The organism is Mesorhizobium sp. BR1-1-13 (assembly GCF_020165515.1).
In the GTDB taxonomy this organism is placed as follows: Bacteria; Pseudomonadota; Alphaproteobacteria; order Rhizobiales; family Rhizobiaceae; genus Mesorhizobium.
In genome coordinates, this window is the sequence record NZ_JAIUIH010000013.1 from 107383 (window position 1) to 127834 (window position 20452).

Annotated in this window: 21 protein-coding genes and 1 riboswitch; of the genes, 16 read left to right on the forward strand and 5 right to left on the reverse strand. The window is 60.7% G+C overall.

All coding sequences use genetic code 11. The features are described 5' to 3' along the window. Positions 1-5 precede the first annotated feature (5 nt). The 5 genes from LB533_RS25265 (at position 6) to LB533_RS25285 (ending at position 4309) form a co-directional block, all read left to right on the forward strand. The gene (locus tag LB533_RS25265; protein ID WP_224678438.1) at positions 6-323 is read left to right on the forward strand and encodes a hypothetical protein; all 318 of its coding nucleotides are present in this window, start codon (positions 6-8) and stop codon (positions 321-323) included. A gap of 382 nt (positions 324-705) precedes the next feature. Further along, positions 706-1008 (forward strand): hypothetical protein, encoded by a 303-nt coding sequence (locus tag LB533_RS25270; protein ID WP_224678439.1) that lies wholly within the window; start codon positions 706-708, stop codon positions 1006-1008. A 294-nt stretch (positions 1009-1302) separates the two neighbouring features. Then, positions 1303-1692: a hypothetical protein gene (locus LB533_RS25275; RefSeq protein ID WP_224678440.1), complete on the forward strand. Its 390-nt coding sequence runs from the start codon at positions 1303-1305 to the stop codon at positions 1690-1692. 1135 nt (positions 1693-2827) lie between these two features. Further along, entirely contained in the window at positions 2828-3445 is a 618-nt protein-coding gene (locus LB533_RS25280) for a T6SS immunity protein Tdi1 domain-containing protein (RefSeq protein WP_224678441.1), read from the forward strand. Between the two features lie 330 nt (positions 3446-3775). Beyond that, positions 3776-4309, forward strand: coding sequence for a hypothetical protein (locus LB533_RS25285; RefSeq protein WP_224678442.1), 534 nt, complete (start codon positions 3776-3778; stop codon positions 4307-4309). Positions 4310-5126: 817 nt separating this feature from the next. Here LB533_RS25285 and LB533_RS25290 read toward each other — a convergent pair. Next, positions 5127-5315, reverse strand: a complete 189-nt coding sequence (locus LB533_RS25290) for a hypothetical protein (protein ID WP_224678443.1) — start codon at positions 5313-5315, stop codon at positions 5127-5129. Positions 5316-5649: 334 nt separating this feature from the next. Here LB533_RS25290 and LB533_RS25295 point away from each other — a divergent pair, with 334 nt between their 5' ends. Beyond that, on the forward strand, positions 5650-8223 hold the full coding sequence (locus tag LB533_RS25295; RefSeq protein ID WP_224678444.1) for a hypothetical protein: 2574 nt from the start codon (positions 5650-5652) through the stop codon (positions 8221-8223). Here LB533_RS25295 and LB533_RS25300 read toward each other — a convergent pair. Together LB533_RS25300 and LB533_RS25305 are read right to left on the reverse strand one after the other, a co-directional pair. Then, positions 8220-8822: a class I SAM-dependent methyltransferase gene (locus LB533_RS25300; RefSeq protein ID WP_224678445.1), complete on the reverse strand. Its 603-nt coding sequence runs from the start codon at positions 8820-8822 to the stop codon at positions 8220-8222. The two genes, LB533_RS25295 and LB533_RS25300, sit on opposite strands and share 4 nt — an antisense overlap. Before the next feature lie 101 nt (positions 8823-8923). Then, positions 8924-9751, reverse strand: a complete 828-nt coding sequence (locus LB533_RS25305) for an O-methyltransferase (RefSeq protein WP_224678446.1) — start codon at positions 9749-9751, stop codon at positions 8924-8926. A gap of 183 nt (positions 9752-9934) precedes the next feature. Here LB533_RS25305 and LB533_RS25310 point away from each other — a divergent pair, with 183 nt between their 5' ends. From LB533_RS25310 to msrA, 6 genes are all read left to right on the forward strand, one after another. Further along, entirely contained in the window at positions 9935-10672 is a 738-nt protein-coding gene (locus LB533_RS25310) for a glycoside hydrolase family 108 protein (protein ID WP_224678447.1), read from the forward strand. 2 nt (positions 10673-10674) lie between these two features. Beyond that, positions 10675-10875, forward strand: coding sequence for a hypothetical protein (locus tag LB533_RS25315; protein WP_224678448.1), 201 nt, complete (start codon positions 10675-10677; stop codon positions 10873-10875). Continuing rightward, positions 10872-11111, forward strand: a complete 240-nt coding sequence (locus LB533_RS25320; RefSeq protein WP_224678449.1) for an ABC transporter permease — start codon at positions 10872-10874, stop codon at positions 11109-11111. Before LB533_RS25315 ends, LB533_RS25320 begins: the two co-directional genes overlap by 4 nt. After that, on the forward strand, positions 11096-11296 hold the full coding sequence (locus tag LB533_RS25325) for a hypothetical protein (protein WP_224678450.1): 201 nt from the start codon (positions 11096-11098) through the stop codon (positions 11294-11296). The genes LB533_RS25320 and LB533_RS25325 overlap by 16 nt, the downstream gene beginning before the upstream one ends. 99 nt (positions 11297-11395) lie before the next feature. Continuing rightward, a complete protein-coding gene (locus LB533_RS25330; protein WP_140516297.1) occupies positions 11396-11707 on the forward strand; it encodes a hypothetical protein in 312 nt (103 codons plus the stop codon). Between the two features lie 183 nt (positions 11708-11890). Beyond that, positions 11891-12409 (forward strand): peptide-methionine (S)-S-oxide reductase MsrA, encoded by a 519-nt coding sequence (msrA, locus tag LB533_RS25335; RefSeq protein WP_140644372.1) that lies wholly within the window; start codon positions 11891-11893, stop codon positions 12407-12409. Positions 12410-12563: 154 nt separating this feature from the next. Here the strand turns inward: msrA and LB533_RS25340 are convergent, their stop codons facing one another. After that, complete coding sequence (locus LB533_RS25340) at positions 12564-12881, reverse strand: hypothetical protein (protein ID WP_140644370.1); 318 nt, start codon at positions 12879-12881, stop codon at positions 12564-12566. A 218-nt stretch (positions 12882-13099) separates the two neighbouring features. Next, positions 13100-13213, forward strand: a riboswitch (TPP riboswitch). Here LB533_RS25340 and LB533_RS25345 point away from each other — a divergent pair. The 4 genes from LB533_RS25345 to LB533_RS25360 all read left to right on the forward strand — a co-directional run bounded on the left by LB533_RS25345 (position 13204) and on the right by LB533_RS25360 (position 16451). Then, a complete protein-coding gene (locus tag LB533_RS25345) occupies positions 13204-13812 on the forward strand; it encodes a YkoF family thiamine/hydroxymethylpyrimidine-binding protein (RefSeq protein ID WP_140630751.1) in 609 nt (202 codons plus the stop codon). Its footprint overlaps the riboswitch before it by 10 nt. Before the next feature lie 98 nt (positions 13813-13910). Further along, the gene (locus LB533_RS25350; protein ID WP_140644391.1) at positions 13911-14666 is read left to right on the forward strand and encodes an ABC transporter permease; all 756 of its coding nucleotides are present in this window, start codon (positions 13911-13913) and stop codon (positions 14664-14666) included. Beyond that, complete coding sequence (locus LB533_RS25355; protein WP_140644368.1) at positions 14663-15430, forward strand: ABC transporter ATP-binding protein; 768 nt, start codon at positions 14663-14665, stop codon at positions 15428-15430. Before LB533_RS25350 ends, LB533_RS25355 begins: the two co-directional genes overlap by 4 nt. Then, positions 15423-16451 (forward strand): ABC transporter substrate-binding protein, encoded by a 1029-nt coding sequence (locus tag LB533_RS25360; protein WP_140644366.1) that lies wholly within the window; start codon positions 15423-15425, stop codon positions 16449-16451. The genes LB533_RS25355 and LB533_RS25360 overlap by 8 nt, the downstream gene beginning before the upstream one ends. 145 nt (positions 16452-16596) lie before the next feature. On the opposite strand, the gene LB533_RS25365 is transcribed toward LB533_RS25360, so the two are convergent. Next, the gene (locus LB533_RS25365; protein ID WP_224678451.1) at positions 16597-20043 is read right to left on the reverse strand and encodes a tetratricopeptide repeat protein; all 3447 of its coding nucleotides are present in this window, start codon (positions 20041-20043) and stop codon (positions 16597-16599) included. Positions 20044-20452: the final 409 nt, after the last annotated feature.

The following is a 20452-nucleotide window of genomic DNA, read 5'->3' on the forward strand; positions in this document are numbered from 1 at the left end:
CAGCGATGACGAACTGGAAATTTGAAGACCCACAGAACGTAGCTGTTTTTGTGAACAGGAAAGCTATACGTAATGGTGGATGGATTGCCCGCGTGGTGCATGATGATGATGATGGATCGTGGCAATTTCATGCGCATGGATCAGAAGATTTCGATGAAAACGATATCATGATAGTAAGCTTAAAAAAAATGGTTGAAAAGGATAATACCATTTTGCAGTTGGCTGATTTGCCCTATGGCTGGCATGCTTGGCGCGATACAAAAACTTCGCCATGGAAGCGTGCCAAAATGCCCGACGAACTGCAAGAATCGAAGCTGAGTTAGCCCCGTCTTTCTATATTGTAAACATTGACTCGCAGGATCTGCGTAATTGCGACGGATTGCCAGTGCAATATTGTAGGTGCTTAAAATGCGCGGGTATTGACGTATTCAACTTCAGATTGCATACGGTTGAGTGGAAGATTGGAACTGGTTGTCAAATAGGTGTGGAATTTTTTCAATGCTGAGGCAATGGATAACCGCCTAGTGTCGAAGACCGCCGAGCGGCCACCGAAAGGGCAAAGTAGTGGATTGGGACGATATTATAAAATTAAGCCTCTGGTAGCCGGAGAGCTGGGCGAGGGAACTGTCACGGATACAAGTGTCCATCCACCTATAGTGAGCGAGCTTCATTTTCAATTCGCGGGCTGGCATCGGAGATGCACTCGTGACCTCGTTTCCCTGTTTTCTCGTGACCGAAGAAGCCAAACGTGGGTTACTCGCTATCGGCATCTCTGGCGCCACATTCGCCGACGCGCAGGTGACCATATCCGAGGATTTTCACCTGGTGCAGCCCGACGTCGTGCTCCCTCCGTTTGTCTGGCTCAAGGTGGACGGCAAGGCAGGTCACGACGACTTTGGGATTAATCAGAAACTGTACCTCGTTATATCGGAGCGGGCCCTCGATGTACTTGATGAACTAGGGCTACCCTCCGCATCCATCGAACCGTTCCACGTCGGCAACAAATAGTGTGGCACCCGCGTCGTAGCAGACGTTAAAACGCCCCGGATCAGGGTGGAGTTCAGAAGCGGCGTTATTGCCCGGCTAGAAGTCCGAAGCCGCTCACTTGAAAGCGGTCGCTTTCGTCAACTTCTTTCGCCATGTTGATCGTGGAGAATAACGCCAAAGCTCATCTGGGCAGCGTCACATGCTAGTTTTCGGTCAATGTCAGCACCGGGCTGGACGAGAAGATCTTCCCGTTGCCTCGCCACCGGTCGCGACTAGCCGCTGCTTCAAGAGTGACGTGTAGGCAATGAGGCGCTTTTGACCCGGATTGCCGAACAACGGCAAAGCTGTCAAACCGGGGAAGCGAGGCAGGCGAGAAAGGAGATTGTAGGTGGCAATATGGATGGATGGAAGTTCGAAGATCCAAGAAATTTAGCTGTCATTTCGACCCGAAAAATATTTCATGGCGGCGGCTGGATTGGATACGCTTCACATGATGCCGATGATGAGTCGTGGCAATTTTATGGAAATGAAGCTGAAATTGATCAAGATGACCTAATTCTAGTAGGCTTGGTCGAGATAGTGGAGCTTGACGAAACTGTTGCGCAATTGGCAGACTTGCCGTTGGGCTGGCACGCTCGGCGCGATACAAAAAGCTCGCCATGGAGGCGAAGCAAAAAGCCTCTCGAACCTCCAGAAGGGAGCTGAGTTAGGCTTGTCGTCCAATGCTGTAGCGGTTCCCTTGTTCCAAGCCTCGCTTTCGCGGGGCTTTGTTCATGGAGCAAGCCCTATGGCTCATGGGCATTGAGGACTGGGCGCCGCACCGTGGAGGCCATCGGTCGCGACCAGTCGCTGCTTCAAGAGTGATGTGTCGGCACTTGTGTAGGCAACGAGGCATCTTTGACTCCGATTGCCAAGCAAATCGGCAAAGCTGCGAAGCGAGGCAGGCGAAGAAGGAAATCAGTGCGCTGTTACCGTAATCCCACCCGCTTCCAGCGGAGAGCGAAGGCGCTGGCGCCGTTACAGATGAAGCCTCGTAGAATATTTTTGGCTGCTGGTAACCGTGTGCCCGCCGGCAGCCATGTCGATCATAGAATTGATTTGCAGCTAGGCGGAGGCGACATACTGGAGAATATGGCGGCCGTCGATGCAAGCGTTAACACCAGTCTTGGTTCTGCGCAGTGACCCTCTCGAGGCCATTGCCGCACTGTCGAATTCTTTCCCCAGTTCATCCGGAGCGCCTTCTGAAAGCATTGCCGCTCTAAGGGCGCTAGGCCAAGCTTTTACTAAAGGGCTCACGGCAATTCGCAGCGGTGGCGCGGCTAAGCTCGCCAAGCCGTTCGAAGAAGACTTTCTCGGAGGGGGTGGACCATGGTTCTGTCGCTGCAAGAGATTCTGCTGAACTGGCAACTTCGGAACGGACTTCGCTGCCTCAAAAAGCAGAGGACAGCCCAATTCCGCCCGCTGAAAGCGCTGTCCCAACCAGCACGACTTCCGTCCGCCAAAACCTCCATTTAACCTACATGTCTCATTGGAATGCCGCACAGCGAGCGGCGGCAGACCTCAAGGTGATGATGTTGACCGGAAGGCATCACCGTGGTTAGCCACGCGGTCCGCAAAGTGAGATCCGCGAGGAAAATTTTCAAAGCCGCGGGATTCTAATTCCATTTGGCAGCGATATTGATCATATAATCGATCTGCAATTGGGAGGACTCCACCAATTGTCCAATTTTGCCAGGTTGGATGCCAGTGTTAATCGAAGTCTGGGTACGCAAATTCATAATTTAATCAAAGATCTACCTATTGGAACTATCATAGATAAAGTCACGATTGGAGAGCGGTAATGTTCGAGGCATTCCGGCAAAGTTTCCCGATTGAAAGCAGGGTGGCGGCGGACCCGGCTAAGTCTGGCGTGGACAGCAAAATTCGTGGCCTGAATGAGTTGCTGAGTAGTTTCGGAGGCGCTTCTTTCAAGCAGGGCTTGTACCGGATTATCCACGCTCAGGATTTGCCAGCTTGGAACGCAAGGATCAACCTTGGCTTCCCGGAAACCAACGGGCGGATCACTTGCTTCGGCTATGATTGGCAAGGCTCGACGTTCGCAGTCGACAATCAGCGGCTTGAGCACGGGCAGCCTGGTGTGGTCCTGTTTGAACTTGGTACCGGGCAAGCCCTTGAAATACCGGCTAATATAGAGACTTTCCATGACGCTCTGATTGTAGACAACCCGGACGCTGCATTGGCCGTTAACATCTATGTGGAGGACTGGTTGGCGGCTGGCGGAGCGCAGCCAGCCTATGACCAGTGCATAGGCTACAAGCAGCCGCTTTTCCTGGGTGGAGAAGATGACATCTCAAATCAGGAGCTGTCGGACCTCGAGGTTTATTGGCACATTATGGGCCAGGTCATAGCGAAGGTGAAGGGATTGCCTCCGGGGACCCCAATAAACCTCAAATCGTAAATTGGAATGGCGGCCTCTAAATTGTTGCATTTGGCTCTAATCCGTATGGGGCGGCGCTGGTCGCGGTGCCGAATCCTGACGATCGAACCAATTAACTAAACCGGGGGAGAGACCAACCGCGGAAGAGCACATTCTGCCCGAGCTCGGAGAGACGGCTACATTTTTCTGATGAAGCCACCTGAGCGGGAGGCCGGAGGCGCCGGCTTCGAGAGGAAAGGGATTCCGATCGTTTCGATCCTATGCGGTGACAGGTGTTGGCTCTCGAGCTCGGCAGCGACAAGGTGGAGATGACCGAGGCGGATCTCTCCAAAGACCTGAAAGGGGAATGCGGTGGTCGCAAGAATATGGCGCAGCCTTGTTGCGTTTGGCCAGATGATGGCTGGGGCGGAAGAACTTCGGCCCGTTGCCGTAACGGCCGAGAATTCGGTAATGAGATACTATGAAGTAAAGCCTCTAGTAGCCGGTGAGCTAGGCGATGACACTGTCGAGGATGCCAGCGTTCATCCGCCCATTGTGAGCAAGCTCCACTATCATTTCGCGGGCTGGCTGGGAGATGCACTCGTGACCTCGTTTCCTTGTTTTCTTGTGACCGAAGAAGCCAAACGTGGGTTACTCGCTATCGGCATCTCTGGCGCCACATTCGCCGATGCGCAGGTGACCGTTTCCGAGGATTTTCATCTAGTGCAGCCCGACGTTGTGCTCCCTCCGTTTGTCTGGCTCAAGGTGGACGGCAAAGCAGGTCTCGACGACTTCGGAATTAATCAGAAACTGTACCTCGTGATGTCGGAGCGCGCCTTAGATGTGCTTGATGAACTGGGGCTTCCTTCCGCATCCATCCAACTGTTCGACGTCGGCAATGCGTAGTGGATCACCCGCGTCGTGGCCGACGGCGTCAAAGCGCCTCGGATCAGCGTGGAGTTCAGGAGAGCGTTATTGCCCGACTAGAGTCCAGAGCCGCTTACTTGTCGCTCCATCGCGCGGCTACTCGGCCGCCAACGCGATGGCCGGCCGGCGGACGGGAGGCAACGCCAAGATCCGCGGGATGAGCGAATCCGGCCTGCTATAGCGCGTTCCCGTCAGCTGTTCCTCGCCTGGCTGCCGCAGTGCCCCCACGGGCCGCCCGGCCTTCCGACGCGTGTAGTGGCCCCGCTCACCGAAGTCTGGCACGCCGTCGTCCAACTTCTTGGTTTGGGTGAATTGCTGGCCCAGTGGCGCCGATGGCTGAAGAATACAATTTTATGCAAATGTTTCCGGATTGGTCTATTCTGTTACCTGGGGGCAGTTCAGGTGCAATACAGCGGAAACACCCACGGAACACCTTAGCTTTAGGGCTGCCAGTGCACTTCGATGGCGCAGCTGGCAGCTCTGCGATGCATAATATTAGCTAGGCGTAAACTTTGGCATGTTCGTTGCACCTTACCCCTCGAGGGGGCCACAGGGGTTGGAACCGATGTATCGAAATGACGCAGATCTGTTCGCGCGGGCGAGCGAGCGGGGCATTACGATCTATCAACGCTCGAAAACGGTGTGGATTGCGGCCGGAAGCTACCGGGACCGCGAATATGTGGTGAAGGGGCGGACACCCGCCCTTGCGCTCGCCCTGTGGAAGGAGGCCACCAGATACAGCGGGTCGGGACTGTAGAGCCTGTCCTTGCCGTCTGGATGAAGCCTCAAAGGCGATCTAGACGCCCGCCACGCGACAGAACATCTGCAACGCCGTCAGGGTCCGGGCTTCGGTCGGCTCCTCGCTTCCTGCCTGTAAATCCGCCGGCGCCGCCACCGCTCCGACGGATTTGTACCGGGAAGCGAACGGCCTTTCTTCTGCCGTGCGGTTGTCGTTTGCAGCGACGACAATCGCGGATTTTTTCATCGGAAATCACACCTTGTGGAAGCGCTGCGACATTGACGCTCCCATAGCGCAAGCCACCGCAGTGCGCGGGTGTTAACACGGCAGCCAGTCCGGGTGCAAGCCGGCATTGCTGCTTGTTCAGGAAGTGCGTGCCCAAGGACAGAAAACCGACCGCTGAATTGTCTCTCGCCTGGCCGAGCGAACGTGACCAAACTTCTCAAGGAAGACCCTGAATGACCGTGGCGCCGTGGCCGCACGGGCCAGCGCTTATCCCATCCGAACCCGTCGCCACGCCGCCAACCAACCCGAATTCCAAGCCTTGCTTTCGCGAGGCTTTTTTTATGGAGCAAGCCTCATGGCCCGACCCGCAACTGCCGCCGTTCGCCTGCTGACGGGCGAGCGAGAACCCGTGCGCCTGGCGACGACGGCAAATCTGGAGACGGTCATCGTCGACGGCGTTGCCTGGATCCTCGGCCTGAAGACGATCGACGGGGTTTTGACCGCCGTCGGCGACCGGGTATTGGTCAAGAACCAGTCAGACGCCCGGCTGAACGGCATCTATACGGCGAGCGAGGGCTACTGGTACCGCGCGGCGGACGCCCGCACCGCGCGCACGGTGCAGAAGGGAACGACCGTTCACGTGCAGGAGGGGGTTGTTTCGGGTGGCCTGGTCTACGCTTTCCAAACCCTCAACCCGGTGATCGGCACGAGCGACATCGTGATCTCCTACTATCTGTCGGATGATCCGCTCGGGGATATCGGCGGAGCGCTGGCGGCAGTCATCCACATCGCGGAACTCGCGCGCGACCTGGCCCAGCAATATGCCGCCGACGCCGCGCAGGTTTCCGGCGTCAACGTGCCGATCTACGCTTCCGTGGCGACGGCATCGGGCTCGACGATCGCTGCCGGCGTCAAGAGCATCAGGACCCAGTTCTACGCCCCGGTTTTCACGACCCCGGCAACCCTGGTGGGCGGCGCCAACTATGCCCGCATGTCGCGCGCGGCGATCACCGCCGGCGGCTACCCGGCGCTGGCCTATTTCCGCTCCGCCGACCGTTTCATGCCGGACGGGACAACCGATGCGGTCAATGGCGGCTTTTGGGTGTTGAATGAAAGCGTCGCCACCGCCACGATGTTTGGCGCCCGTGAAGGGCTTGCCGACAACGCGCTTGCGTTAAACGCGCTCGGCTCCTATTGCCGGATTACCAAGGCCGTGCTCGTCCTGCCTGCCGTAGCAACATACTACGCGGTTGGCTCTTCTATCGACTGGCGCGACATCAGCGAGATCAGTGGCAAGGGGGCGCTGATACGCGGTGCTTTCGACGGCCTTTCTGCGGTCCGCATCGGTGGGACCGGAACCAATGTTTTGCGCGGCGCAAAGATTTGGTTGGAAGTCCAGAATACACCAGACAAATCTGTTGTCGCCAACACGCGAGGCATTCACTTCGGCGGCATGGCCGAGAGCAAGCTCTGGCTTGCTGCCCGTGGTTATGACGAAGGGCTCTATTTCGACGGCCTGGCGGCAAATACAAATTGGGTCAGCAACGAATTCAACATCATCACTCTCTACAACAACGGCTCCCATGTGCATTGCGATCTGGCTGGCGCGAGCTATTTCGTAAACAACCAGTTCCGCGGTGGAACCTGGTACATCGGCACCAACCAGAAGGCGGCGGGTCGCGGCACCTTCAAGCTGACGCTCGCCGGGACCGCTGCCGTTGAAGAGGTGTTGATCGACAGCCCCCAAATCGGCATTGATGGCGGCTCGGCCGGCGTCGGCCATGCAGCTTTCATCTACGCCGCGCTCGGCAGCACCAGCAACCTGACCACCGTGTTTTTCAAGAATGCGCGCATCGAAACTTACAGCGCCTTCACCAACACACTTGCCCTCGTCAACGTGCCATCCGCGATCGGCTTCGCCTCCTTCAACATTGATCTTTTGAGTGCGTCAGGCATCGATGACGCGAACATTCTTTCGCCTGATCTGAAGCGCCTGTTTGTCTCGCTGCGAGATATGTCGAATAGGCCGACTGGCGGGGCCAACTTGGTGAGGCGGTTTCAGGGCGAGCGGTTCTTTCCGGTGCAGGCCGAAGGCCGCATCACAGTACCCGGCGTCGTTTTGTACGACAGCGCGACCGGCGGTTATGCAGCTCCATCGCCCTTCCTGACCAATGGTGTCACGGCGCGCACGTCGCGGGCCAACGGCGACGGCCAACTTGTGGTGTCAAGCTCGGGCCAGGCTGTCGGCCATATCTACAAAAAAGCCAACACCACACAGCACGCGTTCCTCAACTTCCTTAACGGTTCGCGCGCCATTACGGTCATCTGTTTCGACGCGTCTGGCACCGTGTTGTCAGGCAATGCCCCGTACTATGCAAAAGGCAGCAACGGCCAGTCAATCGCTCGGACCGGTGCATCGGTTTATGAATTCTCGACCAACTGGCTGTGGATACACCCATCTGTTGCCTCATTCTTCGTTGGGGCGTCCGGATGGATTGGCGCAACGATCATTGAAAGTATCGATTTTGAACAAGGCTTCGCCGCGCCCATACTGCGATTGCGTGACCAAGAGACCGACATCAGCCGGCTTTGCTATAGCTTCCTTATGGAAAGCTATCTTCCCGTTGGAGCGACCATCGAGCGGGCGCAATTTGGTGGATATCGAAATACATTCCTACTGAAGACCACCGTCTCCACCGCCGCCATTTCCGGTGCCACCACGATTGGCTTAGCAAGCGTCGCGGGAATCACCGCTGGCGACCGTATTGGAATCGAACTTGACACTGTGATTACCGGAGCAGAGCTCCAATGGCACCACACAACTGTGAACGGCGCACCTTCGGGTAACACGGTGACACTGACCAATGCCTTGCCGGCAGCAGCCGCTGCCGGCCGCGCGGTCAGGTTGAATCGCTGGGTGGTGCGCTAGTTCGGTTTCTTGCGCAGGATCAGCAGCGCTTCGTCGCCGTCGGGAATTATCACGCGTGTCTCGGCGGAGCGGGCGATCTTCAGGATGTCGATCCGCTGGCCGGCCGCATCCAGCGCAAGCTGCTTCAAAAGCCGCAGATTGGGAACGGCCACCGTGTGCTTGCCCCGCGCATTGCGCTCGATCGGCAGGGTGATGAAGATGATGCCGTCCGGTTCACAGACCCGCACCAGCTCCCGCATGGCTTTCTTTGGATCCATGGTGTGTTCCAGCGTGTGCCGGCAAAAAACCAGGCCGAAAGAGCCGTCGGCGAACGGTAGTTCGTGCAAGTCGCCCTGAACGACATTGCGTCCGTTGGCCCTGGCGTGCGCCACCAGCGGTTCGATCAGTTCGACGCCGGTGACGTTGTCCAGTCCGAGCTGGTTGAAGAGGCTGACGGTCCAGCCGTCGCGCGCCCCGGCATCCAGGATCGACGACGGCGGGCGGCGCCCTTCGAGGAACCGGATCAGGTACTGGACCGTCGAGATGATCTTTACGCGAGGCAGAACATATTCCAGCTTGTCGCCCCTGTACTGCACCTTCAGGTAGTCATCGGCCGCCATGGGGCTAATATCGATGTTCCGGCGGGTGCCGAGATAAAGCCTCCGGGCGATATTTCTGAGCAAAGTCTCGCCTCCGATGGTTTATCCGGGCTGCCGTCTCGTCACCGCCTGATGCCCCAGGCATAGGTTCTTTGCTTGGACGCGTTCAGACGGCGCACCTCGTACCGGCCCTGCCGCTCGATCTCGGCGACCGCTTCGACCACGCCATCGAAGGACCCCGGCGTGACGTCGTCGAATACGACCATGTCGCCCTCGCGCTGAACGCCCGAAACGCAGCGATGCTCGCCCAGCACGTTCTTCCTGGTGTGCTGCGCGTCGATGAAGGCGAAGTGGATCCGGTTCAGGCCGACCCTGGGCAATTGAAAGAGTGAATCGCCCTGCAGGAAAATGATCCGGTCGGCCAGCGGCTGCCACGGCCGAAGCAGTTCGGCGCGCGACTTCCTGCCGTCATGGTCGTCGATGCAATTCCAGTAGAAGCGGTGATGGTGCGGCAGGACGTCGAGCGTGACGACATGCCCGCCGGCACCGGCATCGGCGAGCGCCTTGGCCATGCAGATTGCTGAGAAACCACGCGCGGTGCCGGTCTCGACGACGGTGGTGAACGGCCTTGGGCTGTCGGCCAGCTGGCGGCGAAGAAGACTGTACAGCACCCGCCCGTGCGGGTAGGCGAGCGCGCTGGTCTTGATGGTGATCTGGGTGTGGAGGGCCAGTTCGTCGAGCCAGTCGCGATCGACGGCAAAGCCTGTTTCGGTTTCGAGCCTGTCGATCTCAGGGAATGAGACGCGCCGGGTGGCTTCGAACAGCCTCAGATATTCCTCTTTCGGGGCACGCGGCGCCGAGCCCAGCGGGTCGACGTTCCAGCGGCGATCGATGGCGGCCGACAGGCTGTTGAAGGCCAGGCGCCGCGCGGCGCCAACAAAGTCTCTCATCCCAGACCTGTTCGTCCTAAAATTGTATTTTTTCTAACCATGCGCCGGCCGGCGCGCAAGGCGACCTTCGGTTTTGATGCATTGCAAGTAGGTACCGAGGCGCGCGCAACGGCGACTATTCGCACCCCTGTGCTGCCGGCGATCACCCACGCACCCCATCCACCAGAAATCGAAAGGGATATCATGGACCGCAATTTTACGCGGGCGCTTGCGCTCGTCCTCAAATCCGAAGGCGGCTGGTGGGACAATCCCGCCGATCCGGGCGGCGCCACCATGAAGGGCGTCACGCTCGCCAATTTCCGCCGCTACGTGAAGGCGGATGCCGCCAAGGCGGATCTCAGGAAGATCAGCGATGCCCAGCTCGCTACGGTGTACCGCCGCTTCTACTGGGATGCGGTGGCTGGCGCCGAGTTGCCCGACGGTGTGGATTACGCAGTGTTCGACTTTGCCGTGAACAGCGGGCCGGGCAGGGCGGCGAAATATCTTCAAGCAGTGGTCGGCACCGTCCAGGACGGCCGCATCGGGCCCGAGACGCTCGCTGCCGTCGGTTCCAGACCGGCCGCTGTCGTCATCGACAATCTCTGCGATGCCCGCCTCGCTTTCCTGAAGCGGCTTCCGACCTGGCCGACTTTCGGCAAAGGCTGGTCGAGCCGGGTCGGATCCGTCCGCGCACAGGCGCTGCTGCTGACGGCTGCCGGGGCAGGCGAGGCATCGGCCACGCGGCCAGATCCTGCACCGACCGCTGCTGCGGCGGCGCCGGGCGGCGCTGCTGCCGTAGATGCCGTCGAACCGCTCGCGGCGGCGCCTGCCGACGCCAACATCCCAGCCGCCGCCAAGGCGGGCGGCATCATTGCCGCGTGCCTGCTCGTCGCCTACGCCGCCTGGCATCACATCGCCGCCGCCTTGCAAGGAATGTTCTGATCATGGTCACCATAACCCAGCCGACCATCCGCCCGACCAACAAGCTGACGGCCGCGACCATCGCCGCCGCCGCCGTTTCGATTTCGGGCGTCTTCGTGCGCAATGTCTGGCCATCCTGGTACGATGCCGAGACATGGGCCACGCTGCTGCCGCTAGCCGTGTTTGCCGTCGGCTATCTCGTCAAGGACGCGCCAAATCAATGAGCGCGCTCCTCTCCTTCCTGCTCAGCAATTCGACCGTTCTCGGCATCGGCGCGGCCATCGTCGCTGCGTTTGGCTGGGGTGTTCGCCAGCGGCTTGCCGGCGAGCGCGCCGAACGCAGCCGGCAGGCCGCGGCCGAGGCGGCGGCGCGCGACGTCGCCGACCAGGTTGACAACGAAATCGGCGCGCTGCCTGCCGCCACTGCCCGAAAGGAGCTCAGGTCATGGGCAAGGGATTGATTGTCGCAGCGGCCGTAGCACTTGTCGCGGTAGCCGGCTGCACCACCGTCACCGGCGGATTCTGCGCGGTCTCGAGCCCGCTGCGCTTGTCCGCATCCGCCGTCGCAGCGCTGTCGGATGCGGAAGTCCGGACGCTGCTGGCGCACAACCGCAAGGGCGAGAAACTGTGCGGGTGGAAACCATGACGATCGTATTGCCGCTCGATTCGGGTCCTGCTGCTCGGGGACTGCTCATCTTCGGTGCCGGATCGGTCATCTGTTGCCTGATCGCGAGACAATGAAATGATGCATGATATTTTCGACCTGCTCGGCATCAAGGTGCCAGTGGTGGTCGCCGGCCTGTCCGGCGGCATATTGCGCGCGCTGTCGCGCCACCGCTACAAGCCGCGCGAGATGGTGGCCTCGCCGATCTGCGGCGCGCTAGCCGCCGCCTATCTGACGCTGCCCGTCGTCCAGTATTCCCGCGCCATGGGCCTGCCGATGGCCAATGACGACACCACGACGCTGGCGGCCGCATTCCTCATCGGCGTCTGCGCGATGTGGATCTCGGATATCGTATTCGAGGTCGTGGTGCGCAGGTTCAGGCCTGGGGAGTGACGCCGCGCGCCCGTGGTGATCGGCAGCAGGACGCGCCCGTCGACTGGACGAAGCCGACGGCAATGCCCATCTATGGGAAATCCTGGAGCGGCTGTCATAGCGCCGGGCCTCCAGTTTTATCGTGCGCAATTCCGGACGGAAACGGCTACAACCTTTCCCGGAGCTGCTTTGGGGAGATTTGATATGGCGACTTCAAGCGAACGCGCGGTGCTTGCCGGCGGCTGTTTCTGGGGCATGCAGGATCTGATCCGACGCATCCCGGGCGTCCTGTCCACGCGCGTCGGCTACAGCGGCGGCGACGTGCCTGATGCCACCTACCGAAACCACGGCACCCATGCCGAAGCCATCGAGATCAATTTCGATCCCGCCAGGGTGAGCTACCGTACGCTGCTGGAGTTCTTCTTCCAGATTCATGATCCGACGACACGCAACCGCCAGGGCAACGATGTGGGGATGAGCTACCGTTCGGCGATCTACTACACCAGCGATGAGCAGAAGCGCGTCGCCGAAGACACCATCGCCGACGTCGACGCCTCAGGCCTGTGGCCCGGCAAGGTGGTCACCGAGGTGGCTCCGGCCGGCGCGTTCTGGGAAGCCGAACCCGAGCATCAGGACTATCTGGAGAAATACCCGAACGGCTATACCTGTCATTTCGTCAGGCCGGGCTGGAAGCTGCCGGTTCGCGAAAAGGCTGTTTCGTAGGCGCCGGATCGAACAAAGCCCGGTTCCTGCCAGGCTCGGCCGATGACGGGTTGCATTTCAGGCGCCAGCCTGTTCGGCGAGGGTGATACATCCAGAGACGGAAACGCCACGGAACAGGCGCCCCGTGGCGTTCTCCAGCAGTTCCGGCCAATGGCTACTTGCCGCAATGCTTGTCATTGACGGTCGGCGAAGCCGTGCCCGGAGCGGTGTGGCTGGCATCCGGCTGAGCACCTTGTGGGCTGGCCGGACAGTTCCGGTCCGCGTTCGAATTCATGCCGTCGGGCATGACGGTCGTGCTGCCGGTCGTGCCAGGATCCACCGTGTTCGGCGATGCCGGCGTGTTCGGGTCGACTGTGACCGACTGGCCGCTGCCGGGCCCATTATTGGCGCCGTTTCCGCCAGCACTTTGCGCCATCGCCGAAGTCGCGAGACCAATTGTAAGAGCCGAAGCTGCGAGGATTTTCATGAACATGGTTTGTCTCCATTTCTGTGAAGTCTTCGCTCGTTTCTACGAAGTTCGTCGCGTCTGCGACTATAGGGACAACCCCTCGTAGTGGCGAAGGTTCCGGACAAATTTTGCCCTTATGGCCGGGCCCGACGGAACCGCCACAATCAGCCCTGGCGCAATGCATTTCCGGCGATGGTCCTGAAAAAACAGCTTTCATAGCTACCCGATTGGTGCTTTAACGCGCCCATCCACAGGGGTGCTCCGTACGGTCGGGGCTGAGACGGGGGCGGCAAGCCCACAGACCCTAGAAGCTGATCTGGGTAATACCAGCGGAGCGAGGCGGGCGATGTTTTCAGGCGCACAGATTTCCCTATATCCGATGTCCGGCGATTTTGTCGGCGTCATCCTTGGCGCGCTCGGGGCACTGGACCCCTATCGTGATCGACTGCGGATCGAGACCGACGATATCTCGACCTTGCTGGTCGGGCCGCCCGAGGTGCTGTTTCCTGCCATGCGCGACCTGTTCGTGGCGGCAGCGCGCAGCGGCAAGCATTGCGTGCTTTCGGCCGCCATCTCGCGCGGCTGCCCGGGCGAGCCGGACGATCCGATCTGCCGCTCCGACGCGTTTGGCGGACCTGCCGGGCCGCTCGGCCCGCGCAAGGAAGCCGCTATCGCCGCCGTGCGCGGCGTAGCCGCCACCGGCCAGCCGGCGGCGGCGCAGTTCTCGCTTTATGTCATGGGCACCGACGACCACATGGACGAGATCTATGGCTGCATCGACTTCCTGAAGCAGTCGGGCGTATATGAGCGCTCCAAGCATTTCTGCACAAAGTTGCGCGGCGACGCAGGCGCCATTTTTACCGCACTCAACGAGGCCTTTTGCCGCTTCGGGCCGGGTGCCGGCCACGTAACGCTCGACGTCACCGTCTCGGCCAACAGCCCCACCGCCGTCTGACGGCGCGCCCCGCGCCATCCGCTCCAGGTACCTGCGTGTCCTCCCCGTCCGCCCCTTCGCGTCCGATCGTGGACCTCATCGCCAGAACCGCTCCGGCGATGCTTTCGGTGGGGCTGCTGCTGGCCGCGTGGGAACTCTATGCGCGCTTTGGTGGCATCAAGCCGACAATCCTCCCGGCGCCATCGCGCGTCTTCGCTCAGGCAATGCTCAACCGGCACGCGCTGGCCGATAACGCCGTGCCAACCCTCCGTGCCACGCTCGCCGGCTTTGCCTGTTCGCTCGGCGCTGCCTTTGTGCTGTCGATATTGATCGACTTCTTCCAGCCATTGCGGCGCGCCCTTTTTCCGGTCTTCGTGGTCAGTCAGACCTTGCCGCTGGTGGCGATTGCACCGCTGGTGGTGCTGTGGTTCGGCTTTGGGCTGATGCCCAAGATCTTGCTGGTGGCGCTGGTCACCTTCTTTCCGATGTTGGTGGCTTTGGCCGAAGGCTATGAGGCGACGGAGGCTGAGATCGGCCAAATGCTGCGCGCCCTTGGGGCAGGGCGCTGGCGTGTCTTCGTCCTGGCGCGGCTGCCCTCGGCGCTGCCCTACTTCTTCGCCGGTGTCAGGATCTCGATCACCTATGCCGTCGTTGGCGCCATCTTCGCCGAATATGCGGGCGCGGCGAAGGGCCTCGGCATCTACATGCTCAACGCTAAGAACAACTTCCGCCCGGACCTGGTGCTGGCCGCCGTCGCCGTCAGCGCCGTGCTGACGCTCATCCTGTTCGGGCTGACGGTGCTGGTCCAGCGCCTTGCCATGCCATGGGAACGGGCCGCCGGCGGGCGGGCCGCAGGAAGGGAGCCTTGGCGATGAACCGGCTCGAACTGCGGCATGTGCGCAAGGCCTTCCAGGGGCTCGACGTGCTTGCCGACATTTCGCTCAGCGTCGGCGCCGGCGAATTCGTCTCCATTCTGGGCCCCTCCGGCGCCGGCAAGTCGACGCTGTTCCAGCTTCTGATCGGCGCGCTTCACGGCGAGGGCGAGATATTCTTCGACGGCAAGCCGCTCGACGACCACGGCCGGCATTTCGCTTTCATGCCGCAGCGAGACGCGTTGATGCCTTGGCGGCGCATTCTCGACAACGCCACGCTCGGGCTTGAGGTGCAAGGCGTCCGGCGCAAGGCTGCCCGCGCTCGCGTTGCGCCGCTGTTCGACAAATTCGGGCTTGCCGGTTTCGAACGGCATTTTCCGGCGCAGCTTTCCGGCGGCATGCGCCAGCGCGCGGCCTTGCTGCGCACCGTGGTGCAGGAACGCGATATGCTGCTGCTCGACGAGCCGTTCGGCGCGCTCGATGCGCTGACCCGCGCCGCCATGCAGCGCTGGTTGGAACAGATGTGGCGGCGCCACTGCTGGACGGCGCTGCTGATCACCCACGACGTGCGCGAAGCTGTGTTCCTGTCCGACCGCATCTATGTGCTGTCGGCGCGGCCGGCGCGCGTCGTCGCTGAGATCAACGTGCCGCTGCCGCGTCCACGCGAACTGGCCGGCGGCGCTGCACGGCAGGCCGGCACCCTCGAAGCCGAGATCCTCGACATCCTCCTCAACCCGAGCCACCACAAGGACATGGACCATGACTGACCTGACGCGCCGGCAAGCCTTGCTGCTCACTGCCGCTGCTGGCCTTCCCCTTGTAGCCCGGCCAGGCCGATCTCTTGCCCAGGCGGCCGCCCGGAAAGTAACGGTGGCGCTGGACTGGACGGTCAACACCAACCATATCGGCCTGTTCGTCGCCCGCGACAAAGGGTTTTACAGCGAGGCCGGCCTAGAGGTCGACATCCTGCCCTACAGCGATACCGGTGCAGGCACGCTGGTTGCCAACCGCGTTGCCGATTTCGGCATCAACGGCTCCATTGGCCTCTTCACCCAGAAAACCGCCGGCGCCGATCTCAAGGCGGTCTATGCCGTGGTGCAGTCCGAGACCGGGCGGCTGGTGTTCAATGCAGCGCGCGACGAGATCAAAAGCCCCAGGGATCTTGACGGCCTGACCTATGGCGGTTTCGGCAGTGCCTGGGAAAACGCGCTGATCTCGACCATCATCCGTCACGACGGCGGCAAGGGGGCTTTCGAAACGGTGACGCTCGGCACGTCCGCCTATGAGGCGCTGGCCAACGGTTCGGTCGACTTCACGTTGGAGGTCTCGACCTGGGAAGGCGTCGAGGCAGAACTGAAAGGCATAAAGCAGCGCAGCTTCGTCTATGCCGATTACGGCGTGCCCGACGAGCATACGACGCTGATCTCGTCGAGCGAAGCCTATCTGTCGGCAAACCCGGAACTGGCGTCGGCCTTCATCCAGGCGACGCGGCGCGGCTATCAATTCGCCGTCGATCGTCCCGAAGAAGCCGCCATGCTGCTCATCGCCGCCAACAAGGATGCCCTGACCAGTCCGGCATTAATCCACGCCTCGCTGAAAGCGCTGATCGACGGGCACTATCTGCGCGGGCAAAACGGCGCCATCGGCAGCATGGACCCGGCCAAGATGGAAGCGATCGGTTCCTATCTCGTGGCGGCCGGCATTCTGCGCGATGGCGATGGTAAGATTCTGACGCAAAGCCCGAATTTCGCTGAATATTTCAGCAACGCGCATCTGGGAGGAAGCTAATCTCTTCGTTTTGACGGGGACAGCTTTCGCGATCTGATAGAGCAGGGCGGTTTTGATATGCCGCCCCGGCTCGCTTTGCAGCGACAAAGCGGCCGCGTAGAGTTTCGCCACGGCCGGACAGAGGCCCTCGAATTCCCGGCTGACATTAGTTTGCCCCGAGGCTCAGCGCCTTCTTGCGGTCGGCCCGAGCACGCTTGTGGTTGCCCTTGGCTTCCCACGCCCGGCTCCGCGCCTCGTAGAGGCCGGCAAAGTTGGGGTCGAGCTTGATGGCCCTGTTGAGATCGGCGATGGCCCCGTCGTAGTTCGCCTTGGTCGTCCGGATCACGCCTCGGCCATAGTATCCGCGGACGTTGTTGCGATCGAGGCTTAGCGCCTTTTCGAAATCACTATAGGCGCCGGCGCTATCGTGATTTGCCATCCGCACCATCCCTCGATCGGCGTAGACCTTTGCTTCGGTGGGGGCGAAGCTGATGGCCTTGTCGTAGTCCGCGAGTGCGCGGCCGTAATCTTGTTTCAAGGTATAATTCTGTGCGCGGCCGTAGTAGGTCGGGGCATAGTTCGGATCGAGCGCTATCGCCTTGCCGTAATCCGCGATGGAGCGATCGTATTCGTGCTTGGCATTCCAGGCCAAGGCGCGGGCGAAATAGGCGTCGCGGGATGCCGGGGCAATCGCAATCGCCTTATCCAACTGAGCGATGGCGCCGTCGTAGTCGCCCTTTTCATGCAACGTGTGAGCTTCGGTGAAAAACGCCTTGGCGGCCGGACGGGTATCGCCCGGTGCGGCCGAACCGGCGGTTGAACTAGCCGCGGTCGCCGCATCACGCTCTTTGCGGGCATCGGCATAGTTTGAATCGAGGCGTAGGGCTTCGTCGAGATCGGCGATGGCGCGGTCGTATTTCCCCTTCTTGTTCCAGCAGAAACCACGATTGTACCATGCCTCTGCGTCGGTCGGACGCAGACCAATCGCCTTTGTGGAATCGGCAATGATGCGATCGCAATCATGTTTGGCGGCCCAGCCGCGGCTGCGTAATATATAGGCGTCCGCATTGTCGGGTTGTAATGAAATGATCGCGCTCAGATCCGCGATGGCGCGGTCGATGTTGCCCTTCTGCTGCCAAAGCAAGGCACGATAGAAATAGCTGTCGATGAAATTCGGGTCGAGTTCTATTGCTTTAGTATGATCCGCCATCGCCCGGTTCGGATCGCCCTTCAGCGCGAAGGTGAAGCCGCGCAAACTATAGGCGCGGGCATTGGATGGGTCGGCGGCAACGGCGATGTCGTATTGCTCGATGGCGCGGTCGAACTGATTTTGAGAGCGCCAGATCGTGCCCAGGTCGATGGCATCTTCAGCCACCTTGTTTCGAACCCGACCGGTCGGCGCGGAGACGGGCGTTTTCGCCCTTGCCGCAACCGCCTGCTTGCGGCCTTTGCGGGCGATGGCCAGCTTTGGATCGAGCTTGAGCGCTTGGTCGTAGTCGGCAATGGCTCTGTTATAGTCGCCCTTGGCGAACCAGGCGCTGCCGCGCCCGAAATAGACAGGCGCGTAGGCGGGCTCTATTTCGGCAGCGCGATCGTAGTCGGCGATGGCGCGATCCAATTGGTCTTTCTTGCCCAAGGCAATGGCGCGGCCGAGGTAAGCGTCGAAATAAGCCGGATAGAGCTCGATCACCTTGCTGTAGTCCTCGATGGCTCCATCATAATCACCCCTCTCGGTGCGCGACACGCCCCGCCCGACATAGGCGGACGCCTTCCTTGGGTCGAGCGCGATCGCGCGGCTGTACTCGGCAATGGCGCGATCGTATTTGCGCTTGCTGTGGAATGCCTCGCCGCGATCCAGGAGCGCCTTGAGGTTCTTCGGATCCGAGCCGATGGCACCGAGCGTAGCGGCCGCCATATCGCCCTGTCCCTTCGCAGCCACAGCCGCCTTACGGGCGACCGCGTAATCGCGATTGTCGGGATCGAGCTTGATCGCCTGGCCGAAGTCGACGATTGCCTTGTCATAGTCCTTCCTGTCAGCACGCGCCATGCCGCGCCCGTAATGGCTGGCGTCGTCTTTCGGATCGATCTCGATGGCTACCGAATAGGCGGCAATCGCGCGCCCCGCGTCGCCCTTGGCGTGCCAGGCCATGCCCATGCAGAAGTAGGCGTCGCGCGCTTTTGGATCGAGTGTTGAAGCCCGGCTGCAATCGGCAAGAGCGCCTTCGGCATCGCCTGACGTGATCTTGGCGAGGCCCCGGCGAGAATGAGCCGCAGCAAAATTGGGGGCAAGCTGGATGACCGTGTCGTAATCGGCGATCGCTTGCTCGTAAACGCGTTTGGCGGCCTGGGCCTTGCCGCGGCCGTAATAGGCGAACCGGTTGTTCGGATCGAGCGCAATCGCTTTGTTGTAGGCGCCGATCGCCTGATCGTACTTGCCCATGTCCAGGAAAGCATCGCCGCCAAGGATCGCTTCGAGGGCGCGCGGGTCGGTCGCTTCCAGAGCCCTTGCGGTCAGCGTGTCTTGGGTGGCAGTGATATCCGGAACGACGGCTCGCTGCTTTTGCTGTTGGGTGTCCGGCAACAGCGCCGGCTTGCTTTGGTCGGCGGCAAGCTGAGCGCCGCAGCTTCCTGCCCGCGTCGGGTCAAGCTCGATGGCGCGCAGGCAATCCGCCGCCGCTCCGGCGCTGTCTCCCTTGAGTGTCCTTGCGCGGCTGCGCCCGAGATAGGCGTCCGCATTGTCGGGATCGAGGCTAATCGCCTTGTCGAAATCGAGAAGCGCGCCCTCGAGGCCATATTTCGACAGCCGCATCCCGGCGCGCTCGATCAGGGTCTTTGCGGCTGTGCGATCCCTGGTCGTATCCTTGGCGGCGGATAAATCCTCGCCGGGCGCCTGTTCAGCATCGTCACCGGTGACAGTGGGATCGAACTCACTCTCGGCGGCGCGGGCGATGCCGCGTTTGACATTGGCCAATATGTTGTTGGGATCGATACGGACCGCCTCGTCATACTCGGCCAGGGCCTGCTTCGAGTAGCCCTTCCTGTCCCAGGCGATGCCCAGGCCCGCATGCGCCTTGCCATTCTGAGGGTCCGCCTCGATTGCCTGTTGGAAATCGATGATGGCCGCGTCGGTCTTGCCCTTGTGCAGGAAGGCGAGGCCACGGTTGCTGTAGGCATCGCTGGAGGACGGCTCCAGACTGATGGCGATGTTGAAGTCCGTGATCGCGCGGTCGTCGTCTCCATTGCTGAACCAGTCGGCGCCGCGGTTGAGATATGCGGAAGCGTCGTTCGGATCGAGCGCGATCGCCTCGCTGTAGTCGGCGATCGATCGGTCGTATTGCTTCTGGTCGCCGAGAGCGACGCCCCGTTGGAAATAGGCTGTGGCGCGGCTGCGTGCCGGCTCTGCGGCGTCCTCCGCAATCGCGGAGCAGGCAACAATGCGCTTGTCCGGCTCGATGTCCTCGCCGAAGCAGGTTGCATAATCCTTCTCGGCTGCGAGCGCAGGCATGATCCGGGCGAGAGCGGCACCAAGCCCGGCTGAGGGCCACCAGTCGGGCGCAAGGCTCGTCAGCGCAATCGCGGCGGCGAGGAGCCCCGCATCCTTCCACCTCATCATATCGCTGGTCCCCCCAAAACTTTAATCCGCCTTGGCAGCTCGGTTCTCTACTGTTCCTTATTTGTTCCAGAAATGCAAGCATGAATTGCAAATCCGCTTTCACAGATCTGACAACGCAAGATCGAAGATAAGTCGAAGTCGATCCGATCTTGACGGTTACCCCCGTTTTTGCTGTCGGCTTTTTCCTTAGAATCTCCCCGTTTACGCCGCAATCACGTTCCTTCAGCTTTATCGTATCCTGCGCGTCGGCCGGTCGGAAAGCCCCGCCGTTGCGGCAAGACTGCTGCAGAAATTGCGCCGTCGCCTTCTCGACGTCCTGCATTAGGTGGAACGCGAACGCGTTCAAAGCGTTGTCTGTGAGCAACATTCTCAACCCAGAAGTGCCGGAACCGGCGCGCAAGTGCCTGCG

What these genes read in the sequence shown, in the direction of transcription:
- LB533_RS25265 (WP_224678438.1), top strand. Translation starts at nt 6, where the DNA reads ATGACGAACTGGAAATTTGAAGACCCACAGAACGTAGCTGTTTTTGTG.
- LB533_RS25280 (WP_224678441.1), top strand. Translation starts at nt 2,828, where the DNA reads ATGTTCGAGGCATTCCGGCAAAGTTTCCCGATTGAAAGCAGGGTGGCG.
- LB533_RS25290 (WP_224678443.1), bottom strand. Translation starts at nt 5,315, where the DNA reads ATGAAAAAATCCGCGATTGTCGTCGCTGCAAACGACAACCGCACGGCA.
- LB533_RS25295 (WP_224678444.1), top strand. Translation starts at nt 5,650, where the DNA reads ATGGCCCGACCCGCAACTGCCGCCGTTCGCCTGCTGACGGGCGAGCGA.
- LB533_RS25300 (WP_224678445.1), bottom strand. Translation starts at nt 8,822, where the DNA reads ATGGCGGCCGATGACTACCTGAAGGTGCAGTACAGGGGCGACAAGCTG.
- LB533_RS25305 (WP_224678446.1), bottom strand. Translation starts at nt 9,751, where the DNA reads ATGAGAGACTTTGTTGGCGCCGCGCGGCGCCTGGCCTTCAACAGCCTG.
- LB533_RS25310 (WP_224678447.1), top strand. Translation starts at nt 9,935, where the DNA reads ATGGACCGCAATTTTACGCGGGCGCTTGCGCTCGTCCTCAAATCCGAA.
- LB533_RS25315 (WP_224678448.1), top strand. Translation starts at nt 10,675, where the DNA reads ATGGTCACCATAACCCAGCCGACCATCCGCCCGACCAACAAGCTGACG.
- LB533_RS25320 (WP_224678449.1), top strand. Translation starts at nt 10,872, where the DNA reads ATGAGCGCGCTCCTCTCCTTCCTGCTCAGCAATTCGACCGTTCTCGGC.
- LB533_RS25325 (WP_224678450.1), top strand. Translation starts at nt 11,096, where the DNA reads ATGGGCAAGGGATTGATTGTCGCAGCGGCCGTAGCACTTGTCGCGGTA.
- LB533_RS25330 (WP_140516297.1), top strand. Translation starts at nt 11,396, where the DNA reads ATGCATGATATTTTCGACCTGCTCGGCATCAAGGTGCCAGTGGTGGTC.
- msrA (WP_140644372.1), top strand. Translation starts at nt 11,891, where the DNA reads ATGGCGACTTCAAGCGAACGCGCGGTGCTTGCCGGCGGCTGTTTCTGG.
- LB533_RS25340 (WP_140644370.1), bottom strand. Translation starts at nt 12,881, where the DNA reads ATGTTCATGAAAATCCTCGCAGCTTCGGCTCTTACAATTGGTCTCGCG.
- LB533_RS25345 (WP_140630751.1), top strand. Translation starts at nt 13,204, where the DNA reads ATGTTTTCAGGCGCACAGATTTCCCTATATCCGATGTCCGGCGATTTT.
- LB533_RS25350 (WP_140644391.1), top strand. Translation starts at nt 13,911, where the DNA reads ATGCTTTCGGTGGGGCTGCTGCTGGCCGCGTGGGAACTCTATGCGCGC.
- LB533_RS25355 (WP_140644368.1), top strand. Translation starts at nt 14,663, where the DNA reads ATGAACCGGCTCGAACTGCGGCATGTGCGCAAGGCCTTCCAGGGGCTC.
- LB533_RS25360 (WP_140644366.1), top strand. Translation starts at nt 15,423, where the DNA reads ATGACTGACCTGACGCGCCGGCAAGCCTTGCTGCTCACTGCCGCTGCT.
- LB533_RS25365 (WP_224678451.1), bottom strand. Translation starts at nt 20,043, where the DNA reads ATGATGAGGTGGAAGGATGCGGGGCTCCTCGCCGCCGCGATTGCGCTG.